Consider the following 14,349-nt stretch of genomic DNA (forward strand, 5'->3'; position numbering starts at 1 on the left):
TGTAAGGAGACGGAAATGAAGTATAAAGAACGAGATTTTACATTGGAATTGAAAGAGAAAATTCAATGTATGGAAAAGGAGATAGAGCGAATATCACTTAAACTTTTTAGAGAGTATGCGCATTTATATATTGAGAAAAGTATGGAATTAGACATTGGATTCGAAAGAGAAAAAAAAGATCCCTTTGAAACGGGGTATTATTCATCAGTTTCTATGGCGATAGTAGATGAAGAAGGTGAGATGATTGACTTTTATATCATTCCAATTTGGAAATGCGAAAATATCTTTTTAGGAATGCTAACTCAATCAAGAATTTGGGGGAGTAAGAAAGTAGGAGAACTTGTTGATTATTCTTATTATGAGATTGAGGAGGAGTTAAAAGAGCAACTAGAAGAATGCTTGGAGTGATACTTTTCAAGATGGGATGTAAAAAAAGACGCTAACAGTTTTATGTTAGCGTCTTTTTCTTATTATGAAGCAATTTCACCAGTTTTTGTATCATCTTGATTGTACGTATCTTGATCTAATTCACCAAGCCATTTACTAGAAATAAGACCTGCTGTCATAGAACCACTTACGTTAAGGGCTGTACGGCCCATATCGATTAATGGTTCAACCGAGATAACAAGAGCGACAATGCCAATTGGTAAGTTCATTGTAGATAGTACGATTAACGCTGCGAATGTTGCACCGCCACCAACACCGGCAACACCGAATGAGCTAATAGCAACGACAGCGATTAAAGTTAAAATAAATTGTGGTTGTAACGGATCAATTCCTACAGTTGGAGCGACCATCATTGCAAGCATTGCTGGATAAATACCTGCGCAACCGTTTTGACCGATAGATACCCCGAATGAAGCTGCGAAGTTTGCAATCCCTTCGGAAATACCAAGCTTTTCTTTTTGCGCTTCAATATTTAATGGCATTGCACCAGCACTAGAGCGAGATGTGAATGCAAATGTTAATACAGGGAATACCTTTTTCAAATATTGAATTGGATTTAAACCAGATAGAGCAATTAATAATAAGTGAATAACGAACATTACGATAAGTGCTACGTAAGACGCTAACACGAAGTTACCAAGTTTTAAAATAGCATTTATATCGCTACCAGCAACTGTTTTTGCCATAAGAGCTAATACGCCGTATGGAGTAAGGCGTAAAATTAATGTTACCATACGCATTACGATTGCATATACAGCATCAAGCATCTTCTTAAATAACTCTGCTTGTTCTGGATATTTTCGTTTTACACCTATAAAGGCAATGCCGATAAAGGCTGCAAATATTACGACAGAAATTGTTGATGTTGGACGAGCACCTGTTAAATCAAGAAATGGATTTGTAGGTAATAGCTCTAATAATTTGTCTGGAATTGTTGTCTTTTCAATAGAAGTAAATCTTTCTTCAACTAGTTTCAGACGAGCAGATTCTGCATCACCTTGTTGTAGGCCTGTTGCTGATACATCAAATCCTGCACTTGCAGCGATTCCGACAGCTGCAGCAATTCCTGTAGTAAGAATTAAAATTCCGATAATAAGGCCACTGATTTTACCAAGATTTTTCGTTAATTGTAATTTTGTAAAGGCTGAAATAATAGATACTAAAATAAGTGGCATAACGATCATTTGAAGCAATTTCACATAACCGTTACCGATTAAGCCAAACCAAGTATTTGATTCAATAATTACTTTAGAAGTAGGCTCATAAATAAATTGTAATATAAGACCAAATAAAATTCCGACTCCTAAAGCAGTAAATACACGTTTATTAAAAGATACATGCTTACGTTGCATATAATATAATACGCCGACTAAAATGAGCATGACTGCAACGTTAATTCCGACAAGCAGTGTATTCATGTTGATTCCCCCTAATTCCAATCTGTTATATAGAATATAAGGTAATAAAACCTATAAGTCAACTAGGAAATTCCACGATTAAAAAAAAGATGGCAAATTGCCATCTTTTAATGTCCAGCCCCAGGGACAAGTAAAAACGTCGTGTAGTATGTAAATCCTATGAAGAAAACAGTTAAGTAGGCCCCAAATACGTATATATACATACGCTCTGTTAATTTTAAATAACTTAAAAGTACGAAGAAACCTGTTTGTCCTAAAAATAGTAGTGCAGCCTGTTGCATATCCCCTACGTAAAACATAACCGAGAAAATTCCAGTCCAAAAGCCGAGAACGCGAAACATGCGCTCCATGCCATCTCCCTCCTTTTCTAGAAAAAGTAAACCTCTCCTCATTATAGTTTATTTTTCTTACTATTGTAAATATTCGTTCATATAAAAAGAAGCCAATTATAATTGGCTTCTTTTTATATGAGAAATTAAATTGTTAATTTATAATTACAAGATTTACATCCATCTAGTAGACTATCATTTCGTGTTAATTCCATGTTAGGGAATAGGATTTCAAAAATCCCTTTCATCATATCCCCATGCATATTACAAATTTCAGTTGGGTGATGAACAGCAACTTCTTTAAATGGACAATTGTGTACATCATAGAAAATTTTTGTTCCATCTGCACTTAATTCAAATGCAGGTGATAAACCAGCTGTTGAGAAAGCTTCTTTTGCAATTTGAACTTTTTGTTCTACTGTTAAGTCTTCTTCACTCACATTTAAGCGGTGCATATGTTGTTGCATTAATTCTGCTCCGAATTGTTTTCCTGTTTCGTATAGCGCTTTTTCACCAGCAGCTCCAAGGCTAAGGAGAGAATTGAACGCTATTTTTGCTAATAATTGATAATCACGGAATGGAAATTGCAATTGGATAACATCATCAGATAATACATATAATCTGCTTGGTCTTCCACCCTTTCCAGTTTTCTTTGTTTCAGATTTAAGCATATGAACATCTTCTAATTTAGATAAATGTAAGCGTGCTACGTTTGGATGAATGTCAAACTCATCTGCAATTTCTTGTACAGTTACGTAACTATGTTTTTGAGAAATATATTTATAAATGTAATAACGAGTTGGGTCAGATAATACACCTGTAATTTTTAAAGCTTGTTCCATGAGGATCTCCACCTTTATCACTTTATCCAAGATAATAACATTATAATACAGATAAACTTCCATATAGGTAATTTCAGACAATAATTCGGAAATTGTTCATAATTTCACAAACATAATTTTCCTTTTTATTCTGATGAAAATACAAAAGTCCCAATTTTTATTGTGCATTTTTTCATGCTATATACATAGTGAGGAGGGAAAATGATGAATGGAATTGAAATTTTTGCGAATACAATTTTGAAAGAAGCGTGTAGGGTACAAGCATCGGACTTACATATTGTGCCCCGGCAGAAGGATGTAGCGGTTCAGCTACGTATAGGAAAAGATTTAATTACGAAACAATGTATTGAAAAGGAGTTTGGAGAAAAACTTGTTTCGCACTTTAAATTTTTGGCATCCATGGATATAGGAGAGAGGCGGAAGCCACAAAATGGTTCATTGTATTTACAAATTGATGGACAAGAAGTGTATTTACGTCTTTCAACACTTCCGACTGTATATCGAGAAAGTCTCGTGATTCGCCTTCATTTACAAGCATCTGTGCAGCCGTTATCTCATCTTTCGTTATTTCCAAGTACGGCGGAAAAACTCCTCTCTTTTTTACGTTATTCACATGGTCTACTCGTATTTACTGGACCGACTGGTTCTGGGAAGACAACGACAATGTATGCATTATTAGAGGTAATTAGAAAAAGGAAAACACGTCGAATTGTAACACTTGAAGACCCAGTTGAAAAAAGAAAAGACGATTTATTACAAATTCAAATAAACGAAAAAGCAGGTATCACATATGAGGCTGGACTAAAGGCTATTTTACGCCATGATCCAGATATTATATTAGTTGGTGAAATCCGAGATGAACAAACAGCAAAAATAGCTGTAAGAGCAAGTTTAACTGGACATTTAGTAATGACGACCCTGCATACGAATGATGCGAAAGGAGCGATACTCAGATTTATGGATTATGGCATAACGAGGCAAGAAATTGAACAATCTTTATTGGCTGTAGCTGCACAGCGACTTGTTGAATTAAAGTGTCCATTTTGCAGAGGAAAGTGCTCAATTTTATGTAAATCAATGCGGCAAGTAAGACAAGCAAGCGTTTACGAGTTGTTAGATGGATATGATTTGCAACAAGCGATTAAAGAAGCGAACGGAGAATGTGTTACGTACAAACATGAAACATTAGAATCTTCGATACGAAAAGGGTATGCTTTAGGATTTTTAGAAGAAGATGTTTATGTTTAAGAAAACATGGAGTTTAAGTGAGCAATTAGTATTGTTGAAACGATTAGGAGAACTATTAGAAAAAGGATACTCCCTTTTGCAGGCACTAGAATTTTTACGATTTCAATTACCCATAGAAAAGAAAGTACAATTACAGCATATGATTGAGGGATTAAAAGAGGGGAGAAGTCTACACGATTCATTTCATCAATTAATGTTTCATCAGGAGATGTTAAGTTATTTATTTTATGCTGAGAAACATGGTGATATTTCTTTTGCATTGCAACAAGGGAGCGCACTTCTTTATAAGAAGGATAAGTATAGGAAAGATATGATGAAAATAATGCAGTATCCTATGCTATTAGCATTCTTTTTAATGATTATGCTTGCTGTTTTCAATCTCATCTTATTACCGCAGGTTGAAATGGTGTATAGTTCATTTGGTTCTACAGTGCCGCTATTTACAGAACAAATTTTAAGTGCAATTAAACGAATACCTTACATTATTATTAGCGGTATTCTTATCTTTATTATTGGATGTAGCGTATATTTGTTTTATTTTCGGAAACTCCCACATATTGAACAGGTAAAAATCATGCTTCGTATTCCTCTCATAAAAGTATTTCTTATTTTAAAGCATTCGCATTATTTCTCCACTCAATTGAGTGGTTTATTGTACGGCGGACTATCGGTGCTCGAAGCACTCACAATAATGATGGAGCAAAAATATAATCGATTTTTTCAGTATGAAGCGGCCCGAATTGAACGGCAATTAATTGCAGGAGAATCGTTACAATCTATCATTGCTAAAAGTGGTTATTACGAAAAAGAACTTTCTTATATTATTAGGCATGGACAAGCAAACGGTAATTTGGCAGTTGAATTAGAGGACTATAGCGATCTTGTTATAGAAAAGATGGAACAAAAAATGAAACGTATGTTAGTTATCATTCAACCGATTTTATTTACATGCATTGGAGGAATAGTTGTTCTTATGTATTTAGCGATGATTATGCCGATGTTTCAAATGATGAATTCCATTTAGGAGGCATTTACATGCAGAATGAGGAAGGATTTACTCTGTTAGAGATGTTATTGGTTATGGTTGTTATAACTGTATTATTACTATTAATTATTCCGAATGTAGTGAAGCAGCGCTCATCAGTTCAAGGAAAAGGATGCGCAGCCTATGTGAAATCTATAGAAGCGCAAATACAGGTATATCAATTACAGCATAATAAAATTCCTTCGTTAAAAGAGCTAAGTGACGAAAAATATATTACAACTCATAAGTGTCCGAATGGTGAATCTATTCATATTTCAGATGATGGCACAGTATCAATCGGGACATTGTGAAACAAAAAGGATTTACTCTTTTAGAAATGTTGCTCGTTTTATTTGTAATTTCTGTCTTAAGTATGATTACGTATTTTAATGTTCATTCATTATATGAAAAACAAAAAGTCGAACAATTTTTGAGCCAATTTTCAAATGATATTTTGTATATGCAACAATTAGCGATAAATCGTCAGAAATACTATACGCTACGGTGGTATAAAGAGAAAAACACGTATTACATTGAGGAGTCGGGTACGAATCATTTTATTGTGTCGAGAGACTATGGTAACGATATACAAATTGATTTGCATACATTTCCAAATCCGATGACATATAATCCGAGCGGAAATATTAATAGAGGTGGTACAATTTTACTTTCGTATCGAAGTTATAAATATGAGATTGTATTTCAGCTCGGAAGAGGGAGATTTACGTATCATGAAATATCAAAAAGGATCCATAATGGCTGAAATGCTTGTATCGTTAAGCATACTAATGATGGCGGTATCGGTACTACTGCCGCAAACAGTATTGGTCATGCAAGAAAGAAAAAATATACAACTCCGCTATAAGGCATTCGTATTATTAAAAAAAGAAGCAGCTTTATATATGTATGAGAATGAGGAAATGCGAGTAAAAGAAAAAATTATAAACGAACTTGTATATTACACATATTGGGGAGGAAGTGAAGTGTGTACTATGTGGAAAGATGTGAAGGGAAGAATGATGGAACAATGTTTTTATGTGGGAGGAAAAATAAATTAGAAGTTGGATTTACATTAATAGAAATGATCGTATGTTTGTTTCTAGTATCACTGTTCTTTTTACTTTTACCGAGTCTTCATTTTATCGGAATGGAGAATAAACACTCAAAAGGATTAAATGAGTGGGAGTGGGATGTGTTTTTAGGCCAAGTACAACTGGAGTTTCGTGAGGTATCGTTTGGGGAACATATAATGGCCCTTGAAAATAAAGGTAGTATTTTACGCTTCCGTTTGCGTAATGGGGATGAAGTGATATATGAAAAAGTGAATAATCATCTTATAAGAAAAGTGAATATGCGTGGAAGGGAAGTTATATTACAAAAGGTTGGCAATGTTTCGTACAAACTAACACCTCATGTGCTCTTTATAAATATGAAAGATACTAGTGGGAAAATACATGAAGGTGTAGTTGTAAGATATAGCGAAATGGAAATAAAGGAATGAAAAAACAAGATGGATTTACAATGCCAGCAACAATCATTTTTTTAATTTTATTAACCTCTTTTTTTGTATACGAAACGAATATGTTGCTTTCTGATAAAAAATTTTCTACTGAAATAGAGCAAAAATTTTTAGTGGAAGAGTTGATTAATCGAGCTATTGCAGATATAAAAGTAGACTTACAGAAAACAGAAAGAGATGGTACCTTTTTCTTTCAATATACAAAGGGAAAAGTGAGTGGAAAGTACGAATTTGAAAATGATATGATTCTCGTTTCTTTGCAGTGCGAGACAAAACAAAGAATTTTCTATACGGTGAGCTTTCGGTATAGAAAAAATGATGAGAAAATATTTGATTGGATAGAAGGATGACAGGTAAAGTATGCTGAGTAAAACCATGAATTTCCATTGTGAAGAGCTTCAATTTCTTTTGGGAAATGGATAAATATAACGATCAAAAGTTTAAATTTTCTCAAAAAAGAGAAAGGTAGAAAGAATATGATATATTCATGCTATCCAATCATTTTTTTTAGGGAGAATAGGGAAATGACAAAGAACAATCAAATAGGTGAAAATAAAGAACAAACTATTTTTGATCATAAAGGAAATACGATTATGACAGAAGATAGGGAAATACAAATTATTTCGAAATTCGAAGAACCTCTTATCGTCGTATTAGGAAATGTAATAAGTGACGAAGAATGCGACGAATTAATTGAAATGTCTAAAAATAAAATAAAACGTTCTACAATTGGTTCAGCACGTGATGTAAATGATATCCGAACAAGTAGTGGCGCATTTTTGGAAGAGAATGAACTTACTTCGAAGATTGAAAAACGTATTTCATCTATCATGAATGTTCCGGTGACGCATGGAGAAGGATTGCACATTTTAAATTATGAAGTGGATCAACAATATAAAGCGCACTATGATTATTTTGCGGAACATAGTAGATCAGCTGCTAATAATCGTATTAGCACGCTTGTAATGTACTTAAATGATGTAGAAGAAGGCGGAGAAACGTTCTTCCCGAAATTAAATCTTTCTGTACACCCTAGAAAGGGAATGGCAGTATACTTTGAGTATTTTTATCAAGATCAATCACTAAATGAGCTTACGTTACACGGAGGGGCACCTGTAACGAAAGGCGAGAAATGGATTGCAACGCAGTGGGTGAGAAGAGGTACTTATAGGTAAAAGCGAGTATGTTACGTTTTGTTCTTCTTAGTATAAGAAGAACAAAACGTTTTTTTATTAAACAAAGTAGCATCTTTCGTTATAATAACAATTAATACATGACGATTGAGAGGACAGAAAATGAAATCTATATACATAACCGGCTATATGGGAGCTGGGAAAACAACAATTGGAAAAGCGTTAAGTAAAGAACTGCAAATGGATGTTGTAGATACAGATCAAAAAATCGAAGAGAAGCAAGAGAAGGCAATTCGAAATATTTTTGCAGAAGAAGGCGAAATAACTTTTCGAGAATATGAAAGTGAGATGTTACGTTCACTACCAGTTCATAATGCAATCATTACAACTGGTGGAGGGATTATTGAGCGAGTGGAAAATCGAAAGTGGATGAAAGAGAACGGGACTGTCGTGTATTTATATTGTGATCCGCATGTAATTGCAGAAAGGCTTCGTGAAGATACGACACGTCCACTATTTCAGAAGAAAGATATAGAGGCATTTGTAACGAAATTCGAATCGCGCCGAGCGTATTATGAAGAGGCACATATTCATATCGACACGACAAATAAGTCAGTAAAGCAAATTATGAATGAATTAAAGGAAAAGATTAATGAATAAAAAAGTGGACATACTAATCAAGTAGAGGTGATGATAATATGTCTACTAATGATTATGTTCGCTTTGTGACGCAGCAGTTTGTGTCATATATGGATGCACCAAAAGAAGATCGTAAACAAAAGAAAGAACAACGCCGCTCTGAAAAAGAGCCATTTTTAAATAAATGGTTTGGTGTTATGCCGCTTAGTGCAGCTTTATTTTATCGAAACGTAAAAAATAAAAGGAAAAAATCAAGTTAACTTTTAGTCATATGCCTAGCAAAATGAAAATCCCCTAGTAGCGTTATATACTAGGGGATTTTCATTTACTGTACGGATTCTTTTTCCTCAGTAACCGCATGTATTTTATTGTTCACCCATACGAACCCTATTCCGATGCAAATTGAAATGCCCCAGCCGACAGCAGTCATAATCGCTCTCATTTCACCGTAGCCATCTACACCGAAAACGGAGATGAAATAAATTTTTAAAAAGCTTTTTAATATAAATTGAAGCCCGAAAAATAGCGTTAAATATTGTAGTGCTGGATATATACGACTATCACGATACAGTTCACGACTTTTATCACGGTCATGCCCTTGTAGTGCTGCAATATCTGCTGCGAAATATAACATAAGTGGTTTTTTTATAAAAATTGTACATATGACGATAATACCGAGTACGATGTGATAATACGCATCGTTCCACAACATTCGTTCAGCTGATCCAGATAATAAATCTACCGTCGTATTAGAAATGAGTGTAATTAAAATAAAGAATCCTGTCACGTTAAACTGCTTTTCTTTTTTAAAGGTATACAGTGTATAAATAATCCCCGGAACAGAGGAAATTAACATCGCGTAATAAGGATCAATATAAGGTTTTGCAAATTTCCAAATGAGGAATGGGATTACGAGATAAAAGACAAGATCTAATATAGCTTTTTTATTTTGATTCATACAAATCCTCCTTAAGTCATACATATATTTTATAATATAATTTCTGAAAATTGTATAAGGTTTGATTGGAAAAGAAAAAATATATCAATTTTTGAGGGATTAGTAGATTGAAAAAATTGCCCCTAGCGTAGTAAGTTTTTTTAGTATATAATAAAGGAAACGCTTTCATTTTGGTTTGTTCACAAAATGGACGGAAAATCACATATGTACTATCGATATGTTGCTTTATAATGAAACTAATTAAATATACGTGCATACAATATTGTGAAATAAATAACATAAATAAAATATATAAATGTAAACGTTATCAAAGAGAGAGGTGGAAACAATGAGTAAATTTTTCTTCAATCATAATCCAGCAACAGTAGAGGATGGAAGGCTTGTTAAGTATGCTGAAATTATTTATGGAGAAGGTGGCCGTTCTGTATTAGAAAATTTAATGGTGAAGGCATCTATCAGATTGCGCGATCGTTATCCGAATAAATCTGACGAACAGATCTCGAACCTCGTAAATAAAGGCATCCATGATATGTTTCAAAAATATGTGAGTGAGTAAGAGTAGCCAATGGCTGCTCTTATTTTTTTGTATAAGGATTGTAACTCTAGCTGAAAATAAACATGTGTTTTGAAAAACGTAAAAAGGAGTGGGAAAGATGAGCAATGGAATTGGACGTTCGAAAGAAAACCTTCCAACTGATGCAAATCATGTGAGCGCAAAGGATCGTGCACAGCAGAAACGTATGGCACAGAAAAAACAGCAAGAGCGTAGTGACGATAGCGAGTAGGATAGAAAATAAATAAAAAAAAAGCTCCTTCTAAAAACGGAAGGAGCTTTTTTAAGATAGAAAATGATTAGCGGTAACATAAAAGAGGCCACCGTTAATAATTTGCACTGTAATACGTGGTTCATATTGTTCTTGCAAGGCTTGTTTTTCAATTTCATAGCTTTCAGGAAGTTCATCACTATCTTCATAAAAACGATTTAAAAGATCTAAATCGTGATTCCAACGTACCCTCGCTTCTTTCGCCCACGCATGATCATCTTCTGCAATTATATTTTTTAAAGCGTCCTCTATACGTTGTAAGCCGCTTTGAGGCTTAATGATAGGAGAGAGCGTAAAACAAAAGTCAGGTATTTTCGGTGTAAGTTTAATGTTAGTTAATGTTTCATGAAAATTTGCCATCATTGTTCCAGAGATGAGATGAATACCAATGGAATGAAGGATGTCTTTTTTTCGATCACATTGATAAGACACTTTTATATTTACACCGAGCCAAGGATGGAGCGGTGTATGCGTTGCCCCGTTATGCTTTATTTCCTCATATAAACGTATGTAAGAGCCTAATTCTTTCGTTGTCTGGAAAATTTGATGTAGTCGTGGTGAACCGTAGTGAATAAGTTCGCCATCGTTTTCTTCATTTTCTGGATTTGTAATAAGAGTAAGGCGCATCGGATTCGGTACGCCTCCTGTTTTTTCAAGATAGTGCCAATAGAAAGGGCGGTTCATTAATAATTTATCCATCTCAATTGTTAACTGCACATCTAATAGGTGAGGGGAACGTCCTAAAATTTCGCAGTTATTCGCCTCAAAGAAATTGTTTAAGTAATTATGGATTTCATGTTGCTGCATAGCCTTGCACCTCAGCTTCATTTCGCTTCGCAAAGTCGATAATAGATGTTAAGTTTTCCATCTTAATTCGAATTTCTCCTTCGCTTTTTGATTGCGCAAAAATTTCTTGAATATGCGCATCGATGTTTTTCATATTAATTCTTGTTAAAATTTCATCGAGTTCACCGATAACACGCTCAAATAAATTTATTTTTTCATATAACAGTTTCAAAATGTGTTCTTCAACAGTATGCTTTGTAGCTAAGTTATAAATATGAACATCATTTTTTTGACCAAGACGGTGAATACGTCCAATTCTTTGTTCAAGACGCATTGGGTTCCATGGCAAATCATAATTGATCATATGGCTACAAAACTGTAAGTTAATTCCTTCTCCGCCAGCTTCCGTTGCAATTAATACTTGCGCGTGTTTTTGGAAAAGTTCCTTCATCCAATCTTTTTTCCCACGTTTAAATCCACCGCGGAACGGAACGGAAGAAATGCCGTGCTGCTGTAAAAACCATTGTAAGTACATTTGTGACGCTCGATATTCCGTGAAGATGACGACTTTATCGTCAATTTCTTTTATAAGCTCAAGAGCTTTATTTGCTTTTGAGTTGAATGGAATATGATTAATATTATCCATTAGCACATCAATATATGGATCTTTTATATATTGTTCATTTTCTTTCTGACGTTTTTCTACATGCTTTTTTAATGAATAGTACACAGCTTCACGGCTACTACATGCCTCGCGTTTTAATGTTAAGGATGAGAAAGCAGATGTGAAGGCATCTCGTCCTCCCCAGTGTTCAATTGCATTATATAAAGCTTGCTCTTCTTTATTAAACTCTACAAAAATTGTACGTACATGCCTCTTCGGCCAATCAATTCCGGTATTATGACGTCTATTTCGGACCATTACTTTGTTAATGAGAGCTTTTAAGTCTTCATCTGATTCGGCTGAACGATTTTTTGAAGCGTAGTATTCTTCAAAGTTGGATTGATTGCCCAAATGTCCTGGTTTTAATAAAGAAACAAGGTTGAAAATTTCATCAATCTTGTTTTGAACAGGAGTAGCTGTTAGTAATAAACAAAACTTCTTTTTTAATCGCTGTGCAAATTCATAGTTTTTTGTTTTATTATTTTTTAGTTTATGTGCTTCATCGATAATAATAAGATCATATTCTAAGTTCAAAACGATATCGCGATGTGGTGAACGTTTTGCAGTATCAATTGATGATACGATCACGTCAGCTTGCTCCCACGAGTAGCTTTTCTTTTGAGCTACAGCTGGAATGAAAAACTTTGTATTTAGTTCGTATGCCCATTGTGACACGAGAGAGGCTGGGACGAGTATGAGTACTTTTTTCACAAGCCCACGCACCATATATTCTTTTAAAATAAGTCCAGCTTCAATTGTTTTTCCAAGCCCTACTTCGTCGGCTAGTATCGCTTTACCGTTCATTTGTTCAATAACATTTTGAGCGACTTCTAATTGATGAGGAAGCGGTGTGAAATGGGATAAGTGCTTCGGTGCTTGTAGTCCATCGAAAGTAGGAACAAGTAACGATTTTTCTGTTTCATAAGCTAAATGGTATAAATCCCAGTTTGTCCAAGGACCATCTTCTTCAATTCTATTTAAAAAATTGTTTTGCCACGTCCGATCTACGGAAATATCAACATTCATTACGACTCTCCCACCTTTTATAAGTTAAAGTAATTATTTTTTACATGTATAATGATTCGCCTTGAAAGAAGGCTTTGTTATCGTTATTAAAGGCTATATGATAGACAATAATAAGCATTAAATCTCAAAAGTTGTATTTAGTAAGATTAAGAATGAAAAATTCTAAATTATTTTTTATGCTAGAATATTGATGAAATATAGCGAATGATGTTAGGATAATGGTGTGAAATGTGTGGAATCTTTCGTATTTTATCCAAGAAAGTACTTTTTTATTTACGCTTTCATAAAAAAATATAGTGAGATTCCGTATATCCTATCTTTTCAGAATGAAAATGTTTAGATATGGGAAGCAACTTTTATTGATTTGTCAGAGCATAAGGGGGAAAGAGCATGATTACATTACAACGTACACCGTTATTTGATGTATACGCGAAGTATGGTGGGAAAACAATCGACTTTGGTGGCTGGGAATTACCAGTTCAATTTTCAAGCATTAAAGAAGAACACGAAGCTGTACGTACAGCGGCAGGTTTGTTCGATGTGTCTCATATGGGAGAAGTTGAGGTAAAAGGTGTAGATAGTTTAGCATTTTTACAACGTGTTGTTACAAATGACGTATCTACCTTAAAGGTAGGAGGCGCACAATATACAGCTATGTGCTACGAAAATGGTGGTACAGTAGATGATTTATTAATCTACAAACGTGGTGAAGAAGACTATTTATTAGTAATCAATGCATCAAATATCGAGAAAGATTACGAATGGTTAGCAAGTCATGTAATTGGCGATGCGAAAGTAGTCAATGTTTCTAGTGAAGTTGCGCAGCTTGCAATTCAAGGACCAAAAGCAGAAGGCATTTTACAAAAAGTTGTGTCAGAAGATTTGAAAGAAATTAAGTTCTTTAAATTTAAAAACGATATTCTTGTAGATGGAATTCCTGCACTTGTATCTCGTACAGGTTACACAGGTGAAGACGGATTCGAAATTTACTGTAAGAGTGAAGATGCTGCAAAACTTTGGGAGAAACTTCTTGAAGTTGGAGCAGAAGAGGGCTTAAAAGCATGTGGTTTAGGTGCTCGTGATACACTTCGCTTTGAAGCAACACTTCCGTTATACGGACAAGAATTATCAAAAGATATTACACCGATTGAAGCAGGAATTGGCTTTGCGGTAAAACCAAACAAAGAAGCAGATTTCTTTGGAAAAGAAACGTTAAAAGAGCAAAAAGAAAACGGTGCATCTCGTAAATTAGTCGGCATCGAAGTGATCGAACGCGGTATTCCTCGTACGCATTACCCTGTATTTGTAGGAGAAGAAAAAATCGGGGAAGTAACGAGTGGTACACAATCTCCAACGTTAAAGAAAAGCATTGGTTTAGCACTAATTGATGTAAAATACGCAGCAGTTGATACAGAAGTAGAAATTGAAATTCGTAATAAACGCGTCAAAGCAGTAGTTGTTCCAACACCATTTTATAAACGTTCAAAGTAAC

General features: G+C 34.5%; 20 protein-coding genes and 1 pseudogene. 14 read left to right on the forward strand and 7 right to left on the reverse strand.

Annotated elements, in window-relative coordinates; translation table 11 throughout:
- The first annotated feature begins 15 nt into the window (after positions 1-15).
- Entirely contained in the window at positions 16-408 is a 393-nt protein-coding gene (locus DPQ31_RS21500) for a hypothetical protein (protein ID WP_199631965.1), read from the forward strand.
- 62 nt (positions 409-470) lie between these two features.
- On the opposite strand, the gene DPQ31_RS21505 is transcribed toward DPQ31_RS21500, so the two are convergent.
- The 3 genes from DPQ31_RS21505 to DPQ31_RS21515 form a co-directional block, all read right to left on the reverse strand.
- Positions 471-1,865: an L-cystine transporter gene (locus DPQ31_RS21505; RefSeq protein ID WP_001094345.1), complete on the reverse strand. Its 1,395-nt coding sequence runs from the start codon at positions 1,863-1,865 to the stop codon at positions 471-473.
- 107 nt (positions 1,866-1,972) lie between these two features.
- The gene (locus DPQ31_RS21510; RefSeq protein ID WP_000440717.1) at positions 1,973-2,215 is read right to left on the reverse strand and encodes a DUF2626 domain-containing protein; all 243 of its coding nucleotides are present in this window, start codon (positions 2,213-2,215) and stop codon (positions 1,973-1,975) included.
- Between the two features lie 125 nt (positions 2,216-2,340).
- Positions 2,341-3,036, reverse strand: a complete 696-nt coding sequence (locus DPQ31_RS21515) for a helix-turn-helix transcriptional regulator (RefSeq protein ID WP_000434114.1) — start codon at positions 3,034-3,036, stop codon at positions 2,341-2,343.
- 204 nt (positions 3,037-3,240) lie between these two features.
- On the opposite strand from DPQ31_RS21515, the gene comGA reads away from it, so the two are divergent.
- From comGA to DPQ31_RS21565, 10 genes are all read left to right on the forward strand, one after another.
- Entirely contained in the window at positions 3,241-4,284 is a 1,044-nt protein-coding gene (comGA, locus tag DPQ31_RS21520) for a competence type IV pilus ATPase ComGA (RefSeq protein WP_199632674.1), read from the forward strand.
- Complete coding sequence (gene comGB, locus DPQ31_RS21525; protein ID WP_016109090.1) at positions 4,271-5,308, forward strand: competence type IV pilus assembly protein ComGB; 1,038 nt, start codon at positions 4,271-4,273, stop codon at positions 5,306-5,308. Before comGA ends, comGB begins: the two co-directional genes overlap by 14 nt.
- Before the next feature lie 11 nt (positions 5,309-5,319).
- Complete coding sequence (gene comGC, locus DPQ31_RS21530; protein ID WP_001178691.1) at positions 5,320-5,619, forward strand: competence type IV pilus major pilin ComGC; 300 nt, start codon at positions 5,320-5,322, stop codon at positions 5,617-5,619.
- Positions 5,616-6,071: a competence type IV pilus minor pilin ComGD gene (gene comGD, locus DPQ31_RS21535; protein ID WP_098137348.1), complete on the forward strand. Its 456-nt coding sequence runs from the start codon at positions 5,616-5,618 to the stop codon at positions 6,069-6,071. The genes comGC and comGD overlap by 4 nt, the downstream gene beginning before the upstream one ends.
- A complete protein-coding gene (locus tag DPQ31_RS21540) occupies positions 6,064-6,366 on the forward strand; it encodes a hypothetical protein (RefSeq protein WP_000829525.1) in 303 nt (100 codons plus the stop codon). The genes comGD and DPQ31_RS21540 overlap by 8 nt, the downstream gene beginning before the upstream one ends.
- Entirely contained in the window at positions 6,336-6,809 is a 474-nt protein-coding gene (comGF, locus tag DPQ31_RS21545) for a competence type IV pilus minor pilin ComGF (protein WP_000477948.1), read from the forward strand. The genes DPQ31_RS21540 and comGF overlap by 31 nt, the downstream gene beginning before the upstream one ends.
- Positions 6,806-7,177, forward strand: coding sequence for a competence type IV pilus minor pilin ComGG (comGG, locus tag DPQ31_RS21550; RefSeq protein WP_199632675.1), 372 nt, complete (start codon positions 6,806-6,808; stop codon positions 7,175-7,177). Before comGF ends, comGG begins: the two co-directional genes overlap by 4 nt.
- A 174-nt stretch (positions 7,178-7,351) precedes the next feature.
- The gene (locus DPQ31_RS21555; RefSeq protein WP_199632676.1) at positions 7,352-8,002 is read left to right on the forward strand and encodes a 2OG-Fe(II) oxygenase; all 651 of its coding nucleotides are present in this window, start codon (positions 7,352-7,354) and stop codon (positions 8,000-8,002) included.
- A 120-nt stretch (positions 8,003-8,122) separates the two neighbouring features.
- Positions 8,123-8,620, forward strand: a complete 498-nt coding sequence (locus tag DPQ31_RS21560; protein WP_000836652.1) for a shikimate kinase — start codon at positions 8,123-8,125, stop codon at positions 8,618-8,620.
- Positions 8,621-8,658: 38 nt separating this feature from the next.
- A complete protein-coding gene (locus tag DPQ31_RS21565; RefSeq protein ID WP_000106086.1) occupies positions 8,659-8,859 on the forward strand; it encodes a YqzE family protein in 201 nt (66 codons plus the stop codon).
- 65 nt (positions 8,860-8,924) lie between these two features.
- Here DPQ31_RS21565 and DPQ31_RS21570 read toward each other — a convergent pair whose 3' ends face one another.
- Together DPQ31_RS21570 and DPQ31_RS29400 are read right to left on the reverse strand one after the other, a co-directional pair.
- Positions 8,925-9,557: a VC0807 family protein gene (locus DPQ31_RS21570; RefSeq protein WP_001073100.1), complete on the reverse strand. Its 633-nt coding sequence runs from the start codon at positions 9,555-9,557 to the stop codon at positions 8,925-8,927.
- Between the two features lie 140 nt (positions 9,558-9,697).
- Positions 9,698-9,813 (reverse strand): annotated as a pseudogene (locus tag DPQ31_RS29400) (GTP pyrophosphokinase).
- Between the two features lie 72 nt (positions 9,814-9,885).
- On the opposite strand from DPQ31_RS29400, the gene DPQ31_RS21575 reads away from it, so the two are divergent.
- Both DPQ31_RS21575 and DPQ31_RS29405 read left to right on the forward strand, forming a co-directional pair.
- Positions 9,886-10,113, forward strand: coding sequence for a hypothetical protein (locus tag DPQ31_RS21575; protein ID WP_000032702.1), 228 nt, complete (start codon positions 9,886-9,888; stop codon positions 10,111-10,113).
- Positions 10,114-10,210: 97 nt separating this feature from the next.
- A complete protein-coding gene (locus DPQ31_RS29405; protein WP_000064664.1) occupies positions 10,211-10,342 on the forward strand; it encodes a hypothetical protein in 132 nt (43 codons plus the stop codon).
- Positions 10,343-10,393: 51 nt separating this feature from the next.
- On the opposite strand, the gene DPQ31_RS21580 is transcribed toward DPQ31_RS29405, so the two are convergent.
- Together DPQ31_RS21580 and DPQ31_RS21585 are read right to left on the reverse strand one after the other, a co-directional pair.
- Positions 10,394-11,188, reverse strand: a complete 795-nt coding sequence (locus tag DPQ31_RS21580) for a YqhG family protein (RefSeq protein ID WP_001183954.1) — start codon at positions 11,186-11,188, stop codon at positions 10,394-10,396.
- Positions 11,175-12,857 carry a DEAD/DEAH box helicase gene (locus tag DPQ31_RS21585; protein WP_001100044.1) on the reverse strand — a complete coding sequence of 561 codons (1,683 nt, stop codon included), beginning with the start codon at positions 12,855-12,857 and terminating at the stop codon, positions 11,175-11,177. The genes DPQ31_RS21580 and DPQ31_RS21585 overlap by 14 nt, the downstream gene beginning before the upstream one ends.
- Before the next feature lie 390 nt (positions 12,858-13,247).
- On the opposite strand from DPQ31_RS21585, the gene gcvT reads away from it, so the two are divergent.
- Positions 13,248-14,348, forward strand: a complete 1,101-nt coding sequence (gene gcvT, locus DPQ31_RS21590) for a glycine cleavage system aminomethyltransferase GcvT (protein WP_000631761.1) — start codon at positions 13,248-13,250, stop codon at positions 14,346-14,348.
- The last annotated feature ends 1 nt before the right edge of the window (position 14,349 follow it).

The sequence above is a fragment of the Bacillus sp. COPE52 genome (genome assembly GCF_003355115.1).
Classification (GTDB): Bacteria; Bacillota; Bacilli; order Bacillales; family Bacillaceae_G; genus Bacillus_A; species Bacillus_A toyonensis.